Below are 22,013 nucleotides of genomic sequence, written 5' to 3'. Positions count from 1 at the left end.
CTAAAATGAAATCTTAAATACAGAATCCAGCATTAACTTTAGCTATAGTCTGAGGTTTGACCGTGCGTTCACGAAGTGTCTCCGCAGGAGAATCGCTCTCCCAAATTAGTCTCCCACAAACTGAGAATCACAAACAGTCTCGTCCTTCTAGCCCCCCAGTCGTGCCCAAACGTGCATCTGGCGGTTTTGCTCTACTTGATAGCCTTCATCGCCACGGCGTTGATTATATTTTTGGTTATCCTGGTGGGGCAATTCTACCAATTTATGACGACCTGTATAAGGTGGAAGCAACTGGTGCTATTAAGCACATTCTCGTGAGACACGAACAAGGCGCAGCCCACGCCGCAGATGGTTACGCCCGTGCAACTGGCAAAGTAGGAGTATGCTTTGGCACTTCTGGTCCAGGAGCAACTAACTTGGTGACAGGGATCGCCACCGCCTATATGGATTCAATCCCAATGATTGTAGTCACGGGGCAGGTAGCACGTCCGTCCATTGGTACAGATGCGTTTCAGGAAACCGATATTTACGGGATTACGCTACCAATCGTCAAGCACTCTTATGTAGTGCGTGACCCCAAAGATATGGCGCGAATTGTCGCCGAAGCTTTCCACATCGCTAGCACTGGACGACCAGGGCCAGTTTTAATTGATGTCCCTAAAGATGTAGCTTTAGAAGAATTTGACTATGTACCTGTAAAACCAGGTTCAGTAAAATTACGCGGTTATCGTCCCACCGTGAAGGGAAATCCCCGGCAAATTAACGCTGCGATTCAGTTGATTACTGAAAGTCGCCGTCCTCTACTGTATATCGGTGGTGGTGCGATCGCAGCTGGTGCCCATGAAGAAATCAAAGAACTAGCTGAATTATTCAACATCCCTGTCACCACAACCTTAATGGGGATCGGTGGCTTTGACGAACATCATCCCCTCGCTTTGGGAATGTTGGGGATGCACGGCACAGCTTACGCTAACTTTGCCGTTAGTGATTGTGACTTGCTGATTTGCGTCGGCGCTAGATTTGACGATCGCGTTACAGGCAAATTAGACGAATTCGCCTCCCGCGCTAAAGTCATTCACATCGACATCGATCCTGCAGAAGTTGGCAAAAACCGCGTTCCCGAAGTGCCCATCGTTGGCGATGTGCGGAACGTCTTAGTAGACTTGTTGCGTCGCTGCAAAGAAACAGGCGTTAAGGCTACACCTAATCAAAACCAAGAGTGGTTAAATTTAGTTAATCGTTGGCGCGAAGAGTATCCTCTAATAGTGCCGCATCATGCCGACAGCATTTCACCCCAAGAAGTGATTGTAGAAGTTAGTAGCCAAGCACCCCACGCTTTCTACACCACAGATGTAGGACAACATCAAATGTGGGCAGCACAATTCCTCAAAAACGGCCCAAGACGCTGGATTTCTAGCGCGGGTTTAGGAACAATGGGTTTTGGCTTACCTGCCGCAATGGGCGCTAAAGTAGCGTTTCCTGATGAAGAAGTCATTTGTATCAGTGGCGATGCCAGTTTCCAAATGTGTTTACAGGAATTGGGAACACTTGCACAGTATGGAATAAATGTCAAGACAATAATTATCAATAACGGCTGGCAAGGAATGGTGCGCCAGTGGCAGCAAGCCTTCTATGGTGAGCGTTACTCATGCTCCAACATGGAAGTAGGGATGCCAGACGTAGAGTTATTGGCACAAGCTTATGGCATTAAGGGTATGGTAATCAGCGATCGCAGTCAATTAAAAGATGCGATCGCCGAAATGCTGGCACACAAAGGCCCAGTAATCTTAAATGTCCACGTCACCAGAGACGAAAACTGCTATCCAATGGTAGTTCCTGGTAAGAGCAACGCTCAAATGGTCGGCTTGCAGAAGCGATCGCCCAAAGCAGCAGCAGAACCAGTTTACTGTAGTAACTGCAATGCCAAAAATGCTCCTACCCATAACTTCTGTGCTGAGTGTGGGACAAAGCTATAACGCTTTTTGAGAATTAAATAGTTTTTTTATACGCAGAGGGATGTCTCTCTGCGTATTTTTTATGAAGAAATATTTATACCAATGTATTTTTCTCCATTATTTTGGGAATCCTAAATTTTAGGAAGCATTTTACTTCCTGAAATATCACGTAACTTTTAGAGGATAATTATGTCTAAACGCAAGTTGCCCAAAGGTCGTAGTATTAGTTCAGTTGCTCTAGAACCAGAAGTTGCGATCGCAATCCTTGGACTATTTTCCGCAGCCGCCGATGGTGAAGGTATTTCTTCAACAGAAGAATATGCTTTAAGTGAATTTCTGAGTCGGGTTGACTTATTTGAAGATTACTCTGAAGAAGACTTTGAAGAATTGACCGAAAAAGTTGTCAGCTTGATTGAAGAAGAAGAACCAGAAGATTTAATCGCTCAGTCCATCGAATCCTTACCGAATAGAGGTTATCGGGAAGCTGCATATATCACAGCTATCTTAGTGGTGGGGATTGATGAGGAAGTACCCGAAGCGGAACAAGATTATATCTCTGAGCTTCAGGAAGCCTTAAAGATTTCAGACGAGCGGGCACAAGAACTGATAGACGCAGTGTTCGGAGAAGATGAAGAGGAAGAGGAGTAATCTTTTTTCAATTACAGCCTCAAGCATCTACTATCGTTAATTTGGGGTTGCTAATTTAGAGTAAAAAATAATTTTGTTTAAGTTGAGTTGTTCAGATTCCTGACTTCATAAAGAAGTTGGGAATCTTGCACTTTATCAAAATTAATTCTATAGACCACTAATTAGAAATTGGTACATTTTTAAATGCGGCTGTATCTGGCACAAAAATGTCCAAGTTATTAACGCCATCGGGAACTCTTAGCCAGATATAAGCATCTGCGGAGGCTTGTGGGCGTACTTGAAACAAAGAAACGCTTCCTGTTGAGCGATTGAGAGCAACCCCTTTGTAGGTTACGCTAGTCTCAGCATTACGGGCTGTTGTACTAGCCACCGATATAATATCACCAACAACTCCGTCTGTGGCAAGGCGACGAATCCGCATTTGCAGATTTACCACATCACGGTTTCCAGTTTCTGGATCTTTAATTCGCTTTGCTGAAAGTAACTCAACTTCTGCCTTTTTGCCAAAAGCAGGCTGCACAAATTGACCAGGGCTAATTGTTGAAGTTGTAGCAGTAGCTGGGGATGATGAGATCGTTGCTTGTGGAGAAGTGGTAGCTGTAGGGCTTGGCACTTGACTGGGAATGGTGTTGCTGACTGTATTACTAGCATTTAGTGTCTGTCGCAACGTGAAAACTTCATAAGCTACATAGCCACTACATCCCAAAGCCAAAGTAGAGAGTAATACAGCTACACCAGATAAAAATGTACTCACACCATTGCCTCGATTTCGTATTTCTGTATATGCAGGTTGATTTACGTTTCTATTTTGTAGTCCCATAAATTATGTTTGTGCGTAGGCGCAGCCCGTCGTAGACATCGGCCACCTATGAAACATGTGAACATCTTCCCTATACTAGTTAAGTAACTTTACTGAGCCAATTCTTCTCTCTCCGGAAAGAAGTTGTTAGCAAACTAAAAATATCTATCTTTGGGATAAGGAAAATTGGTGAGACTTAAGACTTTCAATCAACCACTGGGTGTTTTGTTAATATTTTTCACTAGCCAGATAGGATTTAGTTCTATTGCGAAAGCACAAACCCAAGTCGCGCCAACAACCAGTACAAAATCAATTTGCTCTACCCAACTGGGAACAGCTATAGATGCTGTAATCAATCGTCCTTTATTTAGTCGGGTGCGCTGGGGAATTTTGGTACAACCCCTGTCAAGTGGGCAAACTCTTTACAGTCGGGATGCTCAGAAATATTTTATTCCCGCCTCTAACCTCAAATTGCTGACAACAGCAGCTGCATTGCAGCAATTGGGTGCTAATTTTCGGATTCGCACCTCTATTTATCAGAATGGCAATGGTGTTTTACGTGTTGTCGGTAGGGGAGATCCCAGCTTAAGTGATACTCAACTGCAAACATTAGCACAGCAGCTAAAACAGAAAGGTATTACTCAAATTCAGAGGTTGATAGCTGATGATAGTTATATTCAAGGAGATATTGTTAACCCCACCTGGCAATGGGAAGATGTGCAGTCAGACTATGGCGCACCAGTCAGCAGCTTTATTCTCAATCAAAATATTTTTAGCTTAAAACTTGTACCGCAGGCTGTGAGTAAATCCTTACAAGTAGTGTGGATTGATCCTGGCGAGGCGAAACAGTGGCGGACAATTAATCAGTCAATAACGGTTGCCCAAAATCAACCAACTTACGTCAATATTACCCGCGAATTATCAGGAACAGCATTACGTATTCAAGGACAACTAACAACAAATTCTGAACCGTCTTTAATAGATTTGCCTGTAATTGACCCTAATTATTATTTCTTACGACGCTTCCGTGCTGCTTTGGCAACAGAAAAAATTTCTTTGGGACAAACATTAGTGGTAACTGGTGGTGTTCATCAAGAGGAAATAGCTTTTGTAGAGTCACCACCTTTATCTGAATTATTAATGGAAACTCTTCAGAATAGTAATAATCTTTATGCTGAGGCACTATTGAGAGCATTAGCTGGGGAAAAACCCAGAGTGAAAACTAAAACTAGCGTTGATGTTGGTTTAGAAGCTGTCAAAGCGAGTTTAACTCAATTGGGAGTTGATCCAGCAAATTATATTTTAGTAGATGGTTCGGGTTTATCACGTCGGAATTTAGCGACACCAGAAGCTTTTGTACAAACTTTGCGAGGAATGGCAAGAACACCAGCAGGATATGTGTATCGCGCATCTTTACCCGTAGCAGGTAAAATTGGAACCTTAAAAGGGCGCTTTCAAAACACATCTGCTGAGGGCATTGTGCAAGCAAAAACAGGTACATTAACGGGTGTAGTTTCTCTATCTGGATATATAAATTCGCCTAAATATGAGCCATTAGTTTTTAGTATTATCGTGAATCAATCGGATCAACCGGCAACGGCTGTGCGGCAAGTAATTGATGAAGTTGTTGTGTTGTTAACGCAGTTGCAGCGTTGTTAAAAAATGTTTAGAGATGCAAAAGTTTGTATCTCTACATTTGCTGACTCTGGTAAATAATTGCAGCGATCGCAGTATCAGACGATCAGATATTGGTTCTGCCATAACTTATTGATAATAAAGCTCTAGGTTCCGAGCTTTCACTTGGTTATTAACATAAAGACATCTTTATGTTAGGTGCTAACGGGAAAATTCCTAATGAAAAATACTTTGTTTTCTATAACAACTCCCAGTCACCAGATGGTTCTGTAAAACATGAAGGAGACAGCAGAACCGGAGAAGGGCTTGGAGACGATGAAACAATTCAAATTGATTTGAGCAAAGTTGATGCTTCGGTTCAAGAAATAGTTTTTGTCGTTACCATTCATGAAGCAGAGCAAAGAAAGCAAAATTTTGGACAAGTCAGAAACTCATTTATCAGAATTTATGACAACGCCACAGAAAAACAAATTGCTCAGTATGAATTAGATGAAGATGCTTCCGCAGAAACTGCAATTGAATTTGGTAAGCTTTATCGAAAAGATGGGGAATGGAGATTCCAAGCTGTCGGTGCTGGTTATAAATCAGGACTACAAAGTTTTGTAGAGGGATATGCTGCTTAGTAGCTATCTCAAAAGGTAATAAGTAGAAAGGGGGTAAGAGTCATGAATACCCCCTTTTTTTTGTATAAATTAATTAACAAATTAAATTTATAGGATGTATATGAAATGGAAATTGAATTAAGCAAAGGTGGTAGATTTAATCTTTCTAAAGAAGCTCCTAGTTTAAAGAAAGTAGCTATTGGCTTGGGTTGGCAAACAAATCAAGCTGGAAAAAATTATGATATTGATGCTTCCGTATTTATGTTAGACGCGAATGCTAAAATACCCGATGAGAAATACTTTATTTTCTACAATAACCTGCAATCATTAGATGGTTCTTTAAAACACTCAGGAGATAAGAAACTATAGCAGATCAAGAACTTTATGATTTACTGATGACTGAATATCCCAACTGGCTAAAACTAGCTAAAACAAAGAATTTATTACAATAAAAACTCCTTCCTACTAAATCATAATCATGGACAGTTTACGATTTTAATCTGTGTAAATATCAATAATTCTAAGTCCCATGATTACTAAATCTCGTTCAACGCTGTCAATTTCGGCAACTTTAGGTAAATGTCCCCAAGGTTGAAAACCAAATGTTTTAAAAAGGTTTAAACTAGGCTGATTGTGGGCAAAAATGAAGCCTAATAGGGTATTTAAACCCAAAGTACGGCTTTCGCTAATTGCTTGTGCTAATAGTTGTCGTCCCAAACCACAGCGATGAAATTGAGGGGCTATATAAATACTTATTTCGGCAGTCGTATTATAGGCGGGCCGCCCATAAAAGGATTGGAAACTAAGCCATCCAGCAATTATTCCCTCCACTTCGATTACCCAAAGCGGGCGTTGTGAAGGCGATCGCGCCTTAAACCAAAGAAGGCGACTTTCTACAGATATTGGCTCTAAATCAGCAGTTGCCATGCGGCTAGGAATTGCAGCATTATAAATTGCCACAATTGCAGGTAAGTCAGTTTCAGTCGCATGGCGAATAGTCATTGCTAGCGTCTCGGAGAAAATATTGAGAAAATATTTAAAAATAATACAGCGTTACGCAAGCCCTAACACACCCTTATCTCTTAGAAAGCTATTTGATTTACTCAGCAAAGAAATACTGATATGCGCCCGTAAAATTCTATCGAGCTAAAACACAGAAATCTCAAATCTGATAGCTTAAAGTTCACCACTAATGTTACATCTAGTATCGTTGAGTGGGGAAAAAACAGCGTGAAAGCACAGGTATTTAGAGGCGTTAATCAACTGTCTTACGAAGATATCCCAGTCCCAACTGTGGAACCAGATGAAGTGCTGGTACAGGTGCGGGTTGTGGGGTTGTGTCAGTCAGATATTAAGAAAATTCGTTATCCACTGTATGAACCGCCGCGTATTTTTGGACATGAAACTGCCGGCACGATCGCAGCAATAGGCAATAATGTCAAAGGTTGGCAAGTTGGACAACGGGTAGCAGTGATGCACCACATCCCTTGTATGCGTTGCGCCTACTGCCTAAATGATAATTTCTCTATGTGTGATGTTTACAAAAACATCTCCACTACCGCCGGCTTTAACGCCAGTGGTGGCGGTTTTGCTGATTATGTCAAGGTTCCTGGACATATTGTGGAAAATGGTGGGTTAATTTCCATCCCGGATAATATTAGTTTTGAAGAAGCAAGTTTTGTAGAACCAACTAACTGCTGCTTGAAGGCAGTGAGAAAAGCTCAAATTGCTCCAGGACAAACTGTGTTAGTTACTGGTGCTGGGCCAATTGGATTAATGTTCATTATGTTGGTGAAGTATTTCGGAGCAAAAGCGATCGCTACTGATTTACTACCCTCTAGAATTGATAAAGCCTTGAGTGTCGGTGCAGAAGCGGCTTTTGATGCTCGCGATCCCGATTTACCAGCAAAAATCTCTGCCTTAACTGGTGGACTAGGTGTTGATGTTACCTTGCTGGCTGTTCCCAGTGAGAAAGCTTTCTTTCAAGCACTTGATAGTACCCGCAAAGGCGGTAAAATCTTATTTTTCGCTGAATTTCCTGATGAGGTGGAAATTCCCATCAACCCAAATATCCTCTACCGTCGGGAAATTGACTTGATCGGCAGTTATAGCTCATCTTATCGGCTTCAGAGTTTATCAGCCGATATTGTGTTTAATCAGCGAATTGATGTAAAAGCTTTGATTAGCGATCGCTATCCATTAAAAGATTTATCAGCAGCTGTTGAGCAAGCGATCGCACCCACATCGGATACTTATAAAATCTTAATTTATCCGTAAAAGGAAGATTAGGGAGATAGGAGAGTGTTAAAACTAGAAGTTTAAAGTTCTGTCTGAGATTCAGCTACGAAGCTAAAAGGTTCAACGATGGAGCTAAAAGGTTCAACGATGGAGCTAAAAGGTTCAACGACGAAGCTCAAAGGTTCAACGACGAAGCTCAAAGGTTCAACGATGAAGCTCAAAGGTTCAACGGCGAAGCTAAAAGGTTCAACGGCAAAGCTCAAAGGTTCAAAGTTCACCCTTAAAAACTCAAGTTTCATCCTCATTTCTCTCACTTTCCTCTTGTCCCTAACAACATGCTTATTACCCTACTTTTCGTCGCTCTACTAGCTTTCTACGTCGCCTGGAATCTCGGAGCAAACGATGTCGCTAACGCGATGGGAACCTCTGTAGGTTCCAAAGCTGTCACCCTCAAACAAGCGATAATTATCGCTGGGGTATTAGAGTTTACGGGTGCTGTGTTGTTTGGACATGAGGTAACGGAAACTCTCGCAACGAAAATTGCTAATCCCGCCTTATTCGCAGCTACACCCCAAATATTAGTTACTGGGATGGTAACGGTACTAATTTCCTGTGGTGTGTGGTTGCAAATTGCCACATCACGCGGTTTACCAGTTTCATCTTCTCATGCGGTTGTTGGTGCGATCGCAGGATTTAGTTGGGTAGCTTTAGGAGTAGGTGCAATTGATTGGGCATCAATTGGCTTAATTAGCATTGGCTGGGTTTTAACGCCGTTAATTAGTGGTGCGATCGCTGCTTTATTTTATAGTCAAATCAAGCACTGGATTTTAGACCAACCCAATCAAGTAGTCCAGTTACAAGAATGGATTCCCTGGTTGAGTACTGCGCTGCTAGGTGTATTCGGCGTAATTGTATTACCATCGCTGACTGAACCGCTAACCAATTTTGTAATTGAGCAAGTTGGTTTTACAATCCCTTCTCATGACATCCCGCTTTTAACGGGTGCAGTAGCAGCTGTTGGACTCACAATCATTAGTTGGCGACAATTGGGAGATAAGAGAGACAAGGGAGAAATACTTCCAAATCCTGTAGAAAGATTATTCGCCCGATTCCAACTACTAAGTGCTTGCTTTGTCGCCTTTGCTCACGGTTCTAATGATGTGGGAAATGCGATCGCTCCTTTAGCTGCGATCGTCTACATCAATCGCACTGGTAGCGTACCTACAGATGGTCTTACCATTCCCCTTTGGATTTTAATCCTTGGCGGTGCTGGTATTGTTGGTGGTTTAGCTGTTTGGGGTAAAAAAGTCATCGCCACTATTGGCGAAAACATTATTGCCTTGCAACCTAGTAGTGGATTTTGTGCCGAACTTGCTACTGCTACCACCATCCTCATCGCTTCCCGGCTAGGTTTACCAGTCTCCACTTCCCACGCTCTCGTCGGCGGTGTCGTTGGTATTGGACTAGTGCAAAATATTAAGTCGATTAAGTTCCAAACACTAAAAGGTATTGCTGCTGCATGGCTAATTACAATCCCTGTGAGTGCTTTACTTAGCGCTGCCATTTTTAGCATCGCCCGAATTTTATTCCGCTAAGAATTATTAATCTTTTCCTAACTTTTCATCTACTAAATCTACTCAATGTATAACCTAGACTGCAACAATGCCAAAAAAGCATGTTTTTGCAGAATTGCTGCTCATTCATTAGAATGTTGTGCAGGGGATAGCGTAACTTTGAATTTCCACAGAAAGATACTTTAATCTCCATTTAGAGATATAAACTGTCACACAAGTTACATTCCACAGAAATTTACAAATAGTTTCGCAAGGCAGATAACTTTCCGCCGAAGCACACGCATCTACAAGTCTTTGACAATTACTATTGGTAGCAAAACACTGAAGAAGAATACAGAATTCAGAATTCGCGTTAGAGTCTCTGAAAGAGAAGGCTTTACGCTGCGCTATCCGCCAGTCGTACAGAATTAATTCTGTTAGCGGTAGCGGGGCGTTTAGCCCATTCTGACTCCTGAATTCTGTTTTGATAAATATTTATTTGGAGTGAGATTTATTTAAAAGTAAAAATCTCATTAGCAAATATTATATTGATGTACATGAAACGGATCAAAAATAAAAAAGGTATCATTTCAAGCTAGTTACAGCCATACGACAATCTAAAATCGTTCGACTGAGGAAAACCGGAGTCCAAAATCGAATGGCTAAATACTTAATCAATGCTGAAAAAATACTGATTATTAAGCAGCAAGGTACATTTGGTGCTTTGCCAAGTTGTGTTCAGTATGACAGAATTACGTTGAAATGCGGAAGTGCTGTTAAAATTTTTAATTTATCTGACAAAATACAGGAAATTAGGATGAGCGCCAATAAAGCGTACCGGAAGCAGCTTTATCGTCAAGGTGTTAGAGGTTAGAAGCTAATGGGGCGATTCGAGAAGCAACCAGAAAACCCAAGAGTCAGAGGCGAGCTATCTAGAGCAGCAGAAAATGCTCTTTGGGCTGTAGTTGAAGACTTAGAAAATCTTCAGCAGAATGTCCTCAGAGCGTTGCAGGAAGATGTAAAGCGACTTCAGTCAGAAAAAAATCGGTTATCCGATGAGATTCAAGGCTTGGTAGAGGAAAAAGAGCATTTACAACAAGTGCGCCAAATCACCGAACAGCAAGTCTTAATTCGTCAACTGGCAGAAGTTCTGGCAAAACATATATCTTCACAACTGCAATCCTCTCTGACAAATTTAGCTAACCAAAGCATAGAGGGTAAGTCTTACGAACAAGCTGCGCTGAAGTCCGCTGAAGTGAGCAGCAATGTAGTAGGTGAAATCAATGAAAAAGTCGAACACATGTTTGACAGCCTGGATGACACCGTTACTGTTACTTTTAACTCGCTGCAACAGGAGCTAAAAAACTATCAAAGTAATCTTTCCCAACAGTTGTCACGGATGTATAGCCAGCAACAGCAAGGGGAAACGATTTTGGCGGAGTTTGTTAACCGCCTGCATGGAGAACTAGAAAAAACTATAGAAGAAACTTCACGCAAACCAGCAGCAGGTAAGCCTACTGTTATACAGTTTACTGAGCCAGAAAAAAACAATCCTTCTGAGACATCCCCACCAACCTTTAGCGAAGTAGTAAAAAATTCCTCTGAGCCAATTTCCGCGATCCCGGATCAATTTTTAGAAGAAAGAGAAACCACATTAGAGCCTCCCGTTGTTAGAGAAAACACCGCGAATACAATTTCTGTCTCCATCAAAGACTTGTTGGAAAGAGAAATAACATCAGAGCCTCCCATTGTTAGAGAAAGTGCTGCGAACCCGATTTCTGTCCCTAGCAATGACTTGTCGGAAAGAGAAACAACATCAGAATCTCCCGTTGTTAGAGAAAACACCGCGAACCCGATTGCTGTCCCTATCAAAGACTTGTCGGCAAGAGAAACGACATCAGAGCCTACTGCTCCTGTAGTTCCGCCATCGCAGGAAAACGCTTCTGAACCCATTTCTGTCCTCAATAAGGATTTGTCAGAAAGCGAAACAACACCAGAGCCTCCTATTGTATCTGTGCCAAAGCCAGAAGCAATACAACCTCAACCCTTACGAAGAAGAAACGCTACTGAACCAAATTCTGTGATCCGCAGAGTGTCGCAGAGCAAACCCAAATCTCCACCTTCGACTGCGCTAGAGCCGCAACCACCAGCAAAACCCTCAGAATCGCGATCGCCTAATTCTTCCGGCTTTTCGCAGTTGCAAGTCGGTTTCTTGTTGATTGTCTTATCAGCAGTGATATCGTCGCTTTACAACATAGCCATCAAGGTTATTTTCCATGAAGGTTCCCAAATTTTTGGAGTAGTAGATGTAGAACGCCTGCTACCGCCGACTTTGGGCAATACTCTGTTGATTTTGACGCTCCGATTTATGGTAGTAGTACCACTGATGGTATTGCTGTCTCCCATGTTGCATCCAACACTATGGCAAGATTTAGAAAACTTGGCCGCTTCTGTGCGAGGAAATCCCACAGCAGCTAATACAGCTACCAAGCGGATTTTGCTATTGTCGGTTGTGAGTGGGTGCTTTTTGTTCTTGTCTCAGGTGCTAATCTACATTGCGATCGCTCAAGTCACAACTGGAATGGCGATCGCACTGTTCTTTATCTATCCGATGGTTAGTGGGTTATTGTCGTGGTTTCTGTTCCGCGATCGGCCTACCACATTCCGCTTCGGTGCGATCGCAGCCATTTGCTGCGGTGAATTGTTAGTTTTAGGAGGTTCTCCCAACACCAGTATGGGTAATCCTTCACTAGGAGGCAGCACCGCCCTTCTTTCCGGCGTAGCTTTTGCTGCCTACATAATTCTGACGCGGGTATGTGCTAGCAAACTGCATCCCGTGACTTTTACCTTAATTAACTTCGCTACCATGTTGTTGTTGAGTTTTATCTGCTTGATGCTACCTTTGCCAAGCAATTGGAACTTGATAGTTTTTGACTCATCTAAAATGCTAGAACTGGTTTTAAGCGCATTTATCTTGGGTGTGCTGACTCTTGCTGGTTATTTGCTGAACAATGTTGGTATCAGTAAACTAGGTGCTTCGCGATCGGCGATTATCGGTGGTAGCATCCCAGTTTTAACCGTGATTTTTGCTGGGTTAATCATTCAAGAAAATTTAGAGATTGTGCAAATTCTGGGAGTGTTGTTAGTAACCTTTGGCGCAGCTGCTTTCAGCCTAGAAACGATGCGAAATCAGGCGAAACCCTCCAGTAACACGAATTAAATGGCGAGTTTAATCAGTTTGGGTGTAATGGGTGCTAGTTTACCTTCTATCACTTTCACCATCAATCCTGACGCTAATCTGCCCAAGATCCCCGAATTCTTTTTAGAATTCGGGGATCTTAATTTTTCACGGATAATTTAGGACTGCCGGATAGGTGCAGATAATACTTAATACAATACGCTTGGGTTAAGGCTAAAAACTAAAACTGGCGTAGTGGTCTATCGCAAAAGTTTTGATAGGTTTGTAGTAAGCACTTTAGTGCTTGAATATTTGAGGACTAAAGTCCTCACTACAAACGTATTTACCACTCATAACTAATGCGATAGACCAGTAGTGGTTCATGTCATTAATTTTGACGAGTAGATAAATTCTTCAATTTCTCTTCTTTCCCTCTTCCTTCTCTGCGAGACGCTGCGCGATCGCGGTTTGTTCTCTTATCTCTCAAATTTAATGGGACAGACAGGAAGGTTGGGTTGAGGAACGAAACCCAACATTATTAAGGCTTTGTTGGATAACGCTTACACTCAACCCAACCCACGAATCCGGGGATTAGGGGCTTGCAAGAAAATAAAATACCAGTCATTCTAGAAGAATAGGAGGCGCGGATCTGCCCGCGTTTGCTCTGAATTTCTAGAATTGGAATCACAGGGTTCATGCTTACCGACACCATAAAATCTACCTTCAAAGATGCAGCCAAGAAACTAACTGGCAGCTGTAAAAGAGACTTCATGGCAAAAGTTACTGAAGATTACTTCGATAGTTCAGCACGCATTGCAGAAACAGTTTTAGGATGGAATCGCTCCTGTGTACAACTTGGCTTGCATGAACGGCGGACAGGGATAGTCTGTGTGGATAACTATCATGCAAGGGGACGACATAATAGTGTTGAGATTCTGCCCAATTTAGAAGCAGATATTTGTTCTTTGGTAGATGCTCAAGCCCAAGCTCCAAAATTTCAATCGACCTTTCTATATGCTCGTATCAGTGCCAGAGCGGTACGAGAAGCATTAATCAGTGAAATAGGTTATGACCACAGTCAATTGCCGTCTCGTCAAACTCTGGGGAAGATTCTTAATAGCTTGGGGTATCGCCTAAAAAAACACAAAAAACAAAGCCCTTGAAAAAGATTCCGCAAACAGATGCCATTTTCGACAATGTGTTTCAGGAAAATCAGGCATCGGATGAGAATCCCAAATCGTTGCGAGTCTCTATCGATACTAAAGCCAAGGTGAAGATTGGCAATCTTTCCAGAGGTGGTAAAGCTCGGACACTGGAAGCAAAAGCTGCGGATGACCACGATACACAGTGGGAGGCAGTCTTAGTTCCTTTTGGCATTCTCAACACACACAGTGAAAAGCTTACGATTTACTTAGGTCAGTCGGCTGAAACCAGTGATTTTATTGTCGATTGTTTAACTGCTTGGTGGTATGAGAATCAACACGATTACCAAGATTATGATGAATGGGTGATTGACCTTGATGGTGGTGCAGCAACTCGCAGTAACCGCACACAGTTTATCAAACGTATGGTTGAACTGTCTCAAGCAATTAATTTAAGAATCCGACTGATTTACTATCCTCCGTACCATAGCAAGTACAATCCCATAGAGAGGTGTTGGGCAGCCCTAGAGAACTATTGGAATGGCGCAATTCTGGATTCGATTGAAGTTGCCATCAAGTGGGCTTCCAATATGACTTGGAAAGGGATTGCACCCATTGTTCACCGTGTTGAAGCAACCTATGAAAAAGGAATCAAGGTTCTCTCACAAGAGTTAGAACACTACCAAACCTTCTGGCAACCTTCCGAAACTCTACCTAAATGGGATATCACAATTTTCCCCGTTTAATTGGTATCTTATTTTCTTGCAAATCCCTTAGGTATGTATTCCATGCAATTGAGAACCACTCTCGTTGAGCGAAGAGTAATCAAAATAACTTGACTTGTAATATATTTTTAGCAATTTAGCCTGATACAGATAGGGAAAACACGTATATATAAGCAGTACGAGTAGTACTGACTCAAGCAATTGAGCGCAAGTACTTGCTCAAACAGGAAATTTGCAAGGAGTGAAGACCATTGCAGTATATTTTGGAACTAGAAGATGAAAAAGTCGTAGAAGGGTTGAGAGTAACCCGTTTTTTAAGGTACATGAATACATGGAGCGATCGCGCCCATAAAACAGCCAGTCCTTTTATCCTACGAAAAGCCCTGCGAGTAAGGCGAAATTCAAAATGCCTCGTTTATATGTTTTTGAGTTTGACGAGATGGTATCTTTATTAATGCCTTTGTGTACTAGTCAACTTAGTCTGCGTAGGCGTAGCCCACCGTAGGTATCGCCTAGATACTTAGAGAAAGATGCTGATATCGTAGTTGCCTGCGGATTCTTGTCTTTTTTTAGTAACACCTATCTACGCCATTACAGTCTCTCAAGTATATAAAACAGCGCTGTCAAAATATGCTTTCAAGTAGCCGATGAATTAGTTAAATCATGGAATTTTAAAATTCTTTCATGAAAAAAATATAATTTCATTGAAAAACAATCTCTAAATAATCATCAAAATGAATCCAATATGTTTTATTATATATATGCCTATTAACTAATTTTTCGTTGATTAACACGAGCAAAAAAGCCTCATGGCTATGCGATTCAGTCTGAATCAATCGCAGCTTTCTGTGTCAAATCATCAACACAATAAAATAAATAAGACCTGAATTTAAAAGTCAAAAGAGAAATATCATCAAATCTTGATTTAGTCAGAATATAAAATATTTAAATAGTCATAATTTATAAACTTTAAAACACATAATTTTGTTCCAAAAGCAGAAAACAATGGTATGATAAAAAGCGATATTTGAAAGAACAATAGGTACTTTAAAATTGGAATTAATTGATCTACTTGATGTCTACTATCTTCCCTCAAGCCAACGGCTTATACTGCCGAGACATCACAGGAGGTTGTGAACGAAATGATAGTTCCCAACGAGCCATTTGGCTCAACCTCTGAATGTTGCTACACCTGGTAAGCGGTTGCTTTTGAGATTACTCCCAACGATCTCCGACCATCTGTGTACTACAAATAATTCACCAAAGCTGAATAAAACCATCTTTTTCGAGTAACAAATACCCCAGATGAACCGCGCAAACTAGTTTTTACTCCGAGTCGGCATAGTGCCATAATTAGGTATAAGCAGTTTGATCTAGTTGCTCTTGAAAGATGAGAATAATCCCAGAGAAGTTAAAAGCTTTGTAGATTATTTGCAACACAGTTAACTTTTGGGAAGTAAACCGCCGTCAAGCTGGACTTAGTGATATCTATAATTTTCCAGTCAGATGCAGAGACAGTTATGGTAACAACGACTTAATCTGCCTGTGTACTAGAAAATATGCGAAAATGGTAGTTTGCACTACCGCCGATTTCATGGTTATCGCATACTAATATAGTCTGAAGTGAAAAATAGGCTTCAGCCAGGTGTATACTACCTTATTCTCAATCGATTAAAAACTCTGTAAACGTGCTATTCAATTGTCTGTAATATGAGTAACGACATAGATCTGATCAAACGTCTTGACCCCAGTGCGATGGATCAGATCATGCTTTATCTGGCTTTTAGTGCCATGCGGACGAGTGGGCACAGGCATGGGGCATTTTTAGACGCAGCCGCAACAGCAGCAAAGTGTGCAATTTACATGACCTATCTAGAGCAGGGACAAAACCTGCGAATGACAGGGCATCTGCACCACTTAGAGCCGAAACGAGTAAAAATTATTGTAGAAGAAGTCAGACAGGCACTAACAGAAGGCAAACTGTTAAAAATGTTGGGTTCTCAAGAACCTCGCTATTTGATTCAATTGCCTTACGTCTGGCTAGAAAAGTATCCTTGGCAACCGGGGCGATCGCGCGTACCTGGTACAAGTCTGACAAGTGAAGAAAAAAGACAAATTGAGCAAAAACTGCCAAGTAACTTACCAGATGCCCAGTTAGTTAGCTCTTTTGAGTTTCTGGATTTGATCGAGTTTTTGCACAGGCGATCGCAAGAAGACTTGCCAACCGAACACCAAATGCCTTTGAGTGAAGCTTTAGGTGAGCATATCAAGCGTCGTCTACTCTACTCAGGCACAGTAACACGCATAGATTCTCCTTGGGGAATGCCCTTCTACGCACTTACTCGTCCTTTTTACGCCCCAGCAGACGATCAAGAACGCACTTACATCATGGTAGAAGATACCGCTCGGTATTTCCGCATGATGAAAAATTGGGCAGAACGGCGACGAAATGCCATGCGCTTATTAGAAGAACTTGATATTCTCCCTGAAAAAATGGAGCAAGCTATGGAAGAATTGGATGAAATTATCCGTGCTTGGGCAGATAAATATCATCAAGACGGTGGTATTGCAGTCGTCTTACAGACGGTTTTTGGTGAAAAAGAAGACTAGTAGCACTACGCAAAACTCAAAAAGCTTACTTTATAAGCTTTTCACCGCTTTTGTCCCTTACTTAAAAGTAGGGGGATGATTGGTCTATTTACATTGTCATACTGTACTAATAGTATAAAAGTCACAAAACTGCTTGTGACTTTTGTATTGTAAGTATTTAGTTTGCATAATTTGCAAGCGTAAAGCAATTATGACGGATTTTATTATATAAATATTGTTTCTTCAGCAATACCATTGCCAAAATAAGAGTATGAAGAGGTAGGGCATTTCGTAGTAGATTTATTGTCTCTCACAACGATAAATCAAACACTACAAGCAGCCCATGCCTGATATCTTATCACTGCTACAATGCCTGCTACCGCAGATCAACGCGACAACAATGCGGCAATTTAACCAAATAATCCTGGCTATGTTAACGATGAGCGGGCGAGTCACGATGTTGGGAATCTCGCGTTGGGCAGGCACTGGTGGTAGTTATCGGACGATATTAAGATTCTTTCAGACAGTAATACCTTGGGCGACGTTGTTTTGGCTATTTTTCCGTAAGCATTTATTCCGTGCAAATGAGGTGTATTTGCTTGCAGGAGATGAAGTTGTAGTGAGTAAATCAGGTAAAAAAACTTATGGTTTGGATAGATTCTTTTCCAGCCTAGTAAGTAAACCGATATTAGGACTGTCTTTCTTTACATTATCATTAGTAAGTGTTGAACAAAGGCACTCATTTCCCATTCAAATAGAACAGGTGATTAAGAGCGATGTAGAAAAAAGTAGTTCAACATTAGCCTCAGAAATAAAGCCTAAAGAAAAACGTAAGCGTGGACGACCAAAAGGAAGTAAGAATAAGAATAAAGCCGAGGTGATTTTAACATCTGAATTAGTGCGAATTCAAAAGATGATTAATTCGCTGTTCAAATTATTAGCTGGATTTGTGCCGCTTACTTACTTAGTGCTAGATGGGCATTTTGGTAACAATAATGCTTTGCAGATGGCACGTCTTGTTAACTTACACATAATTTCTAAGTTGCGCCACGATTCTGCATTGTATATCCCATATCAACATCCTGACTCCCATAAACGCTCTCGTCGTAAATACGGTGATAAGATTGACTACCATAACATACCTGATAAGTATTTGCGTAAAAGTAGCATAGAGGATGAAATTCAAACTGATGTTTATCAATGCACTCTCCTTCACAAGGAATTTGCCCAAGCACTAAATGTAGTTATTTTAGTTAAAATTAATCTTAAAACTCATGCTCGTAGTCATGTAATTCTATTTTCTAGTGACCTAAAGTTGTCCTACGAAAAAATAATAGATTACTACAAATTGCGCTTCCAAATCGAGTTTAATTTCCGTGATGCCAAGCAGTTTTGGGGACTGGAAGATTTCATGAACTTAAGCCAAACTGCTGTGACTAATGCTGTTAATTTAGCATTTTTCATGGTCAACTTGTCCCATCATCTTCTCTTGGATTTTCGTCTCCTTAATCCCGACTCTGGCATTATTGACCTGAAGACTCATTATCGTGGTTTTCGATATGTCCGTGAAATCTTAAAAATGCTTCCGGAAATGCCTGAGCCTATTTTATTAACCCAGATTTTTGCCAAGATTACTTCTTTGGGACGGATTCATAACGTTTCTACAGGCGTTGAACCCTCGTAAATTGGCAAAGGTATTGTTCAGTCAAGCTAGTTTTAACTCCAAGGGTATATTTTGCCAAGGTTAATCCTAACGGCACTAGCCAAACCTGTCCCAACTGCAACCACCACACGGGCAAAAAAGATTTAAATCAGAGAATTCATCTTTGTGGTGAGTGTGGATTCCAAACTGATAGAGACGTTGCTGCCGCTATGGTAGTGATGCAACGTGGACTTGCAGCCGTAGGGCATACGGTCAAGATTCTTGGCGAGGGGTTAAGCAGTAGCTCCCTTTTCACCCAAGAATCCCCCGTTTTATAAACGGGGGAGTATCAATAATTAACCTATATTCTCAGCAATTACAAAGCACTGTAGTTTAATTAGTGCCTGGTTGCGTTGGAACAGTCGGTTGTGCTGGAACAGTCTGTTGCGTTGGAAATGGAACGGTCTCGATACTTGATCCCGCAGGAATGATGGTTGGTGGTGTTGAAGATGAAGCACCGATAACACTATCATCAGCACTAATACAAGTATCCAAGACTTGAGCAGGAGGAACATCGATTTGACTACGCAAGCCAACCACACACTGCCCAAAGCGCACGGGTAACAAACTACGTCCACAGTAATTTAAAACTGCCGGATTAGCTTCTTCCTTAGTACTTAAACTGACACCGACTACACAGGTAGCTAACTCTTCAGGTCGCCGGGCCTTCCCACAAGAAGAAAGTGCATCTGTCGCAGCAATTTGGGTTTCCTTATCAATTTTAACCACGCAAGCAGCCAAATCAGTTGGACGCAGTGCAGCTGCACAAGCTTGTGATGCCGCTTCTGCCGTTACGCCCACTTTTAGGAGACGACCTGCACAGTTACTATAATCATTGCTGTAGGAAGCAGCGATCGCTGGATTGGGTAAGATCGTTGTCAACCATCCAGCTATAGCCAAAACTGGTACTATTAAACTTCTGGAGGTGGAACTGGCTTGTTTGTTCTTACCTCTATTAACCGCTTTGTTGCTCATTGACATTGCCATTCTCCAAACACCCAAAGTTATGCTAACTCAAATATTTTAAAAATCCTCTGTAATTCAATAATTTCAGCGTGAGCAAAGTATAGACATAATTAATTGTGCCGGAAATTGTGTTAATATAACTGTTTGAAAGATAAGTAGGCAACGTAAAAAGTATTTCAGAGTAAGAATACTGCGTACACCAATCTGATGATTGAGTAGCCTACGAAACTAAATAAAAACAAAAAACTTATTGGCAGAAGTACGGCGTGACAGGTCGGAATTCAAGCTTGGAAGCTAGTACGTCGGTACCGACTTAAAGCAACTAGCACAAAAGTTGAAGCCTCTACTCTGGTAGGATACGTCATACCAAGGCAAGCAGCTTCAAAAACCAAGAATCCCCTGATTTTTAATCAGTGGTATGTCAACATAGAATGTTTGGGTAAAGTTTAAACAGGATTAGATTAAGGAAACTCATGTCCCGATATAGAGGGCCACGCCTCAGAATTGTCCGTCGCTTAGGCGACCTACCAGGATTGACTCGTAAAAGCGCCAGACGCGCTTACCCGCCTGGTATGCATGGTCAGAACCGTAAAAAACGCTCTGAGTATGCCATCCGTCTAGAAGAAAAGCAAAAGCTCCGCTTCAACTACGGTTTGACTGAAAAGCAATTGCTCCGCTATGTGCGGAAAGCCAGACGTGTTACTGGTTCTACCGGACAAGTCCTGCTGCAATTGTTAGAAATGCGCTTGGATAATACCGTTTTCCGCTTGGGTATAGCCCCGACTATCCCAGCCGCTCGTCAATTGGTGAATCACGGTCACGTAACTGTTAATGGTCGTGTGGTGAATATTGCCAGCTACCAATGCCGTCCTGGAGAAGTAATTGCAGTCAGGGATCGGGCACAATCACGGAAGTTGGTGGAAGCTAACTTGCAATATCCCGGTTTGGCAAACCTCCCCAGTCATTTGGAGTTTGACAAAAATAAGTTGGTTGGTAAAGTCAACAGTGTTATTGAGCGCGAATGGGTGGCACTACAAGTTAATGAACTACTTGTGGTGGAATACTACTCACGACAAGCGTAATAGTCATTTGTCCTTAGTCATTTGTCCTTAGTTATTTGCAAGGGACAAATGACCAATTACTATCCGCCAATTTGTGACATAGTGCGAGTATATGTACCGACAATCCCCGAATCGCGTCCTTTAAAGTTAATTTCTGGCTTCATTCCAAGTAAATGCCTCACCTGCTCTTGTAATTGAGCGGTGCTAGTGCCAGAACGCAGAGCAGTTTTTAAATCTATTTGACCAGTTTCATTCAATAAACAGGGACGCAGCCAGCCATCAGCACTCAGGCGCATCCGGTTACAGCGATCGCAAAAACATTCTGACATCTGACTAATAAATCCTAGTGTCCCCTTCGCACCAGGAATTTGAAAAACATCAGCAGGGCCAGCCCCACGAACTTGAGATTCTGTCAAGCCCCAGCGATCGCGGATTTGTTGCCGTAAATCGGCTGAAGATACCCAACCCCGATCGCCAAACAAATCCACATTACCAATAGGCATAAATTCAATAAATCGAACGTGCCACTGTTTATCAATTGTCAGGGCAGCTAAATCTAGAATTTCATGGTCATTAACGCCAGGAATCACTACCACATTCAGCTTCAGTGGGTCGAATCCGACGTGGTGGGCAGCTTGAATGCCCTGCCAAACTTGTTGCCAACGAGAACGGCCCTGATTACCGATAATTTGGTCAAAAGTGTCAGGATGAAGAGAGTCTAGACTGATATTAATTCGTCGCAGACCAGCATTGTAGAGGTTTTGTGCCATCGGAGCCAGCAAAAACCCGTTGGTGGTCATTGAAAGGTCTTGAGTTTGGGGTAAAGTTGCGATCGCACTGACCAAATCCACCACACGCGGACGCAATAAGGGTTCACCCCCTGTCAAACGAAACCGATTAAAGCCTACTGGAATAAATACTTCTTTAATTAAGGTGAGCAACTCTTCATCAGTTAACAGCTGTTGCTTGAGAATATAGTCCAGTTCTACTCCCTCTGGCATACAGTATTGACAACGAAAATTACAGCGATCGATTAAACTAATGCGGAGGTAGTCTACCTGGTTCATCGTTTTATTTTTATTCTCTCTGATTAATTAAAGACCTTACTGAGGTGGTTTACCCCTTCCTACTATATGTGTAGTAATTCAAAATACCGTACTCCCCCTTAAGTGATAGTCCGCAGATTATGGCATAATAAGCCGATCGCATCCACTAGTTAT

At 41.8% G+C, this 22,013-nt stretch carries 19 protein-coding genes and 1 pseudogene; 15 read left to right on the top strand and 5 right to left on the bottom strand.

Annotation, left to right across the window (positions count from 1 at the left end):
• Positions 1 to 62: 62 nt before the first annotated feature.
• Complete coding sequence (gene ilvB / locus FD724_RS01610) at positions 63 to 1,976, top strand: biosynthetic-type acetolactate synthase large subunit (RefSeq protein WP_179071347.1); 1,914 nt, start codon at positions 63 to 65, stop codon at positions 1,974 to 1,976.
• Between the two features lie 168 nt (positions 1,977 to 2,144).
• Positions 2,145 to 2,603: a tellurite resistance TerB family protein gene (locus FD724_RS01605; protein WP_114080883.1), complete on the top strand. Its 459-nt coding sequence runs from the start codon at positions 2,145 to 2,147 to the stop codon at positions 2,601 to 2,603.
• A gap of 157 nt (positions 2,604 to 2,760) precedes the next feature.
• Here the strand turns inward: FD724_RS01605 and FD724_RS01600 are convergent, their stop codons facing one another.
• A complete protein-coding gene (locus FD724_RS01600) occupies positions 2,761 to 3,357 on the bottom strand; it encodes a hypothetical protein (protein WP_179075373.1) in 597 nt (198 codons plus the stop codon).
• A gap of 234 nt (positions 3,358 to 3,591) precedes the next feature.
• Here FD724_RS01600 and dacB point away from each other — a divergent pair, with 234 nt between their 5' ends.
• The 3 genes from dacB to FD724_RS01585 all read left to right on the top strand — a co-directional run bounded on the left by dacB (position 3,592) and on the right by FD724_RS01585 (position 6,008).
• Positions 3,592 to 5,061 carry a D-alanyl-D-alanine carboxypeptidase/D-alanyl-D-alanine-endopeptidase gene (gene dacB / locus FD724_RS01595; RefSeq protein WP_256874419.1) on the top strand — a complete coding sequence of 490 codons (1,470 nt, stop codon included), beginning with the start codon at positions 3,592 to 3,594 and terminating at the stop codon, positions 5,059 to 5,061.
• 167 nt (positions 5,062 to 5,228) lie between these two features.
• Positions 5,229 to 5,660, top strand: coding sequence for a TerD family protein (locus tag FD724_RS01590; protein WP_179071346.1), 432 nt, complete (start codon positions 5,229 to 5,231; stop codon positions 5,658 to 5,660).
• A gap of 105 nt (positions 5,661 to 5,765) precedes the next feature.
• The gene (locus FD724_RS01585) at positions 5,766 to 6,008 is read left to right on the top strand and encodes a TerD family protein (protein WP_179071345.1); all 243 of its coding nucleotides are present in this window, start codon (positions 5,766 to 5,768) and stop codon (positions 6,006 to 6,008) included.
• 126 nt (positions 6,009 to 6,134) lie between these two features.
• Here the strand turns inward: FD724_RS01585 and FD724_RS01580 are convergent, their stop codons facing one another.
• Complete coding sequence (locus FD724_RS01580; protein WP_179071344.1) at positions 6,135 to 6,641, bottom strand: GNAT family N-acetyltransferase; 507 nt, start codon at positions 6,639 to 6,641, stop codon at positions 6,135 to 6,137.
• Between the two features lie 228 nt (positions 6,642 to 6,869).
• Between FD724_RS01580 and FD724_RS01575 the strand changes: the two genes are divergently transcribed.
• The gene (locus FD724_RS01575) at positions 6,870 to 7,916 is read left to right on the top strand and encodes a zinc-dependent dehydrogenase (protein ID WP_179071343.1); all 1,047 of its coding nucleotides are present in this window, start codon (positions 6,870 to 6,872) and stop codon (positions 7,914 to 7,916) included.
• Between the two features lie 41 nt (positions 7,917 to 7,957).
• Here the strand turns inward: FD724_RS01575 and FD724_RS01570 are convergent, their stop codons facing one another.
• Positions 7,958 to 8,176, bottom strand: coding sequence for a hypothetical protein (locus tag FD724_RS01570; RefSeq protein WP_179071342.1), 219 nt, complete (start codon positions 8,174 to 8,176; stop codon positions 7,958 to 7,960).
• 36 nt (positions 8,177 to 8,212) lie between these two features.
• Between FD724_RS01570 and FD724_RS01565 the strand changes: the two genes are divergently transcribed.
• The 8 genes and pseudogenes from FD724_RS01565 to FD724_RS01530 form a co-directional block, all read left to right on the top strand.
• A complete protein-coding gene (locus tag FD724_RS01565; protein ID WP_179071341.1) occupies positions 8,213 to 9,472 on the top strand; it encodes an inorganic phosphate transporter in 1,260 nt (419 codons plus the stop codon).
• 616 nt (positions 9,473 to 10,088) lie between these two features.
• On the top strand, positions 10,089 to 10,304 hold the full coding sequence (locus tag FD724_RS01560) for a hypothetical protein (RefSeq protein WP_114080890.1): 216 nt from the start codon (positions 10,089 to 10,091) through the stop codon (positions 10,302 to 10,304).
• A 6-nt stretch (positions 10,305 to 10,310) separates the two neighbouring features.
• The gene (locus FD724_RS01555; RefSeq protein ID WP_179071340.1) at positions 10,311 to 12,650 is read left to right on the top strand and encodes an EamA family transporter; all 2,340 of its coding nucleotides are present in this window, start codon (positions 10,311 to 10,313) and stop codon (positions 12,648 to 12,650) included.
• A gap of 653 nt (positions 12,651 to 13,303) precedes the next feature.
• Positions 13,304 to 13,771, top strand: coding sequence for a hypothetical protein (locus FD724_RS01550; RefSeq protein ID WP_179071339.1), 468 nt, complete (start codon positions 13,304 to 13,306; stop codon positions 13,769 to 13,771).
• Entirely contained in the window at positions 13,768 to 14,496 is a 729-nt protein-coding gene (locus tag FD724_RS01545; protein WP_179071338.1) for a transposase, read from the top strand. The genes FD724_RS01550 and FD724_RS01545 overlap by 4 nt, the downstream gene beginning before the upstream one ends.
• 1,689 nt (positions 14,497 to 16,185) lie before the next feature.
• Entirely contained in the window at positions 16,186 to 17,085 is a 900-nt protein-coding gene (hetR, locus tag FD724_RS01540) for a heterocyst differentiation master regulator HetR (protein ID WP_012408409.1), read from the top strand.
• A 322-nt stretch (positions 17,086 to 17,407) separates the two neighbouring features.
• Positions 17,408 to 18,748: a transposase gene (locus FD724_RS01535; protein ID WP_179071337.1), complete on the top strand. Its 1,341-nt coding sequence runs from the start codon at positions 17,408 to 17,410 to the stop codon at positions 18,746 to 18,748.
• A 113-nt stretch (positions 18,749 to 18,861) separates the two neighbouring features.
• Positions 18,862 to 19,044, top strand: a pseudogene (locus FD724_RS01530) (RNA-guided endonuclease TnpB family protein); the annotation flags it as partial.
• Positions 19,045 to 19,099: 55 nt separating this feature from the next.
• Here FD724_RS01530 and FD724_RS01525 read toward each other — a convergent pair.
• Complete coding sequence (locus FD724_RS01525; protein WP_114080893.1) at positions 19,100 to 19,753, bottom strand: hypothetical protein; 654 nt, start codon at positions 19,751 to 19,753, stop codon at positions 19,100 to 19,102.
• A 452-nt stretch (positions 19,754 to 20,205) separates the two neighbouring features.
• Here FD724_RS01525 and rpsD point away from each other — a divergent pair, with 452 nt between their 5' ends.
• Positions 20,206 to 20,814: a 30S ribosomal protein S4 gene (gene rpsD, locus FD724_RS01520; protein ID WP_094349733.1), complete on the top strand. Its 609-nt coding sequence runs from the start codon at positions 20,206 to 20,208 to the stop codon at positions 20,812 to 20,814.
• A gap of 59 nt (positions 20,815 to 20,873) precedes the next feature.
• On the opposite strand, the gene moaA is transcribed toward rpsD, so the two are convergent.
• Entirely contained in the window at positions 20,874 to 21,860 is a 987-nt protein-coding gene (gene moaA / locus FD724_RS01515) for a GTP 3',8-cyclase MoaA (RefSeq protein ID WP_114080894.1), read from the bottom strand.
• Between the last annotated feature and the right edge of the window lie 153 nt (positions 21,861 to 22,013).

The organism is Nostoc sp. C057 (assembly GCF_013393925.1).
Lineage (GTDB): Bacteria > Cyanobacteriota > Cyanobacteriia > Cyanobacteriales > Nostocaceae > Nostoc > Nostoc muscorum_A.
Note: the sequence above shows the minus strand (reverse complement) of the source record. Positions and strands in the feature narration are given on the sequence as shown.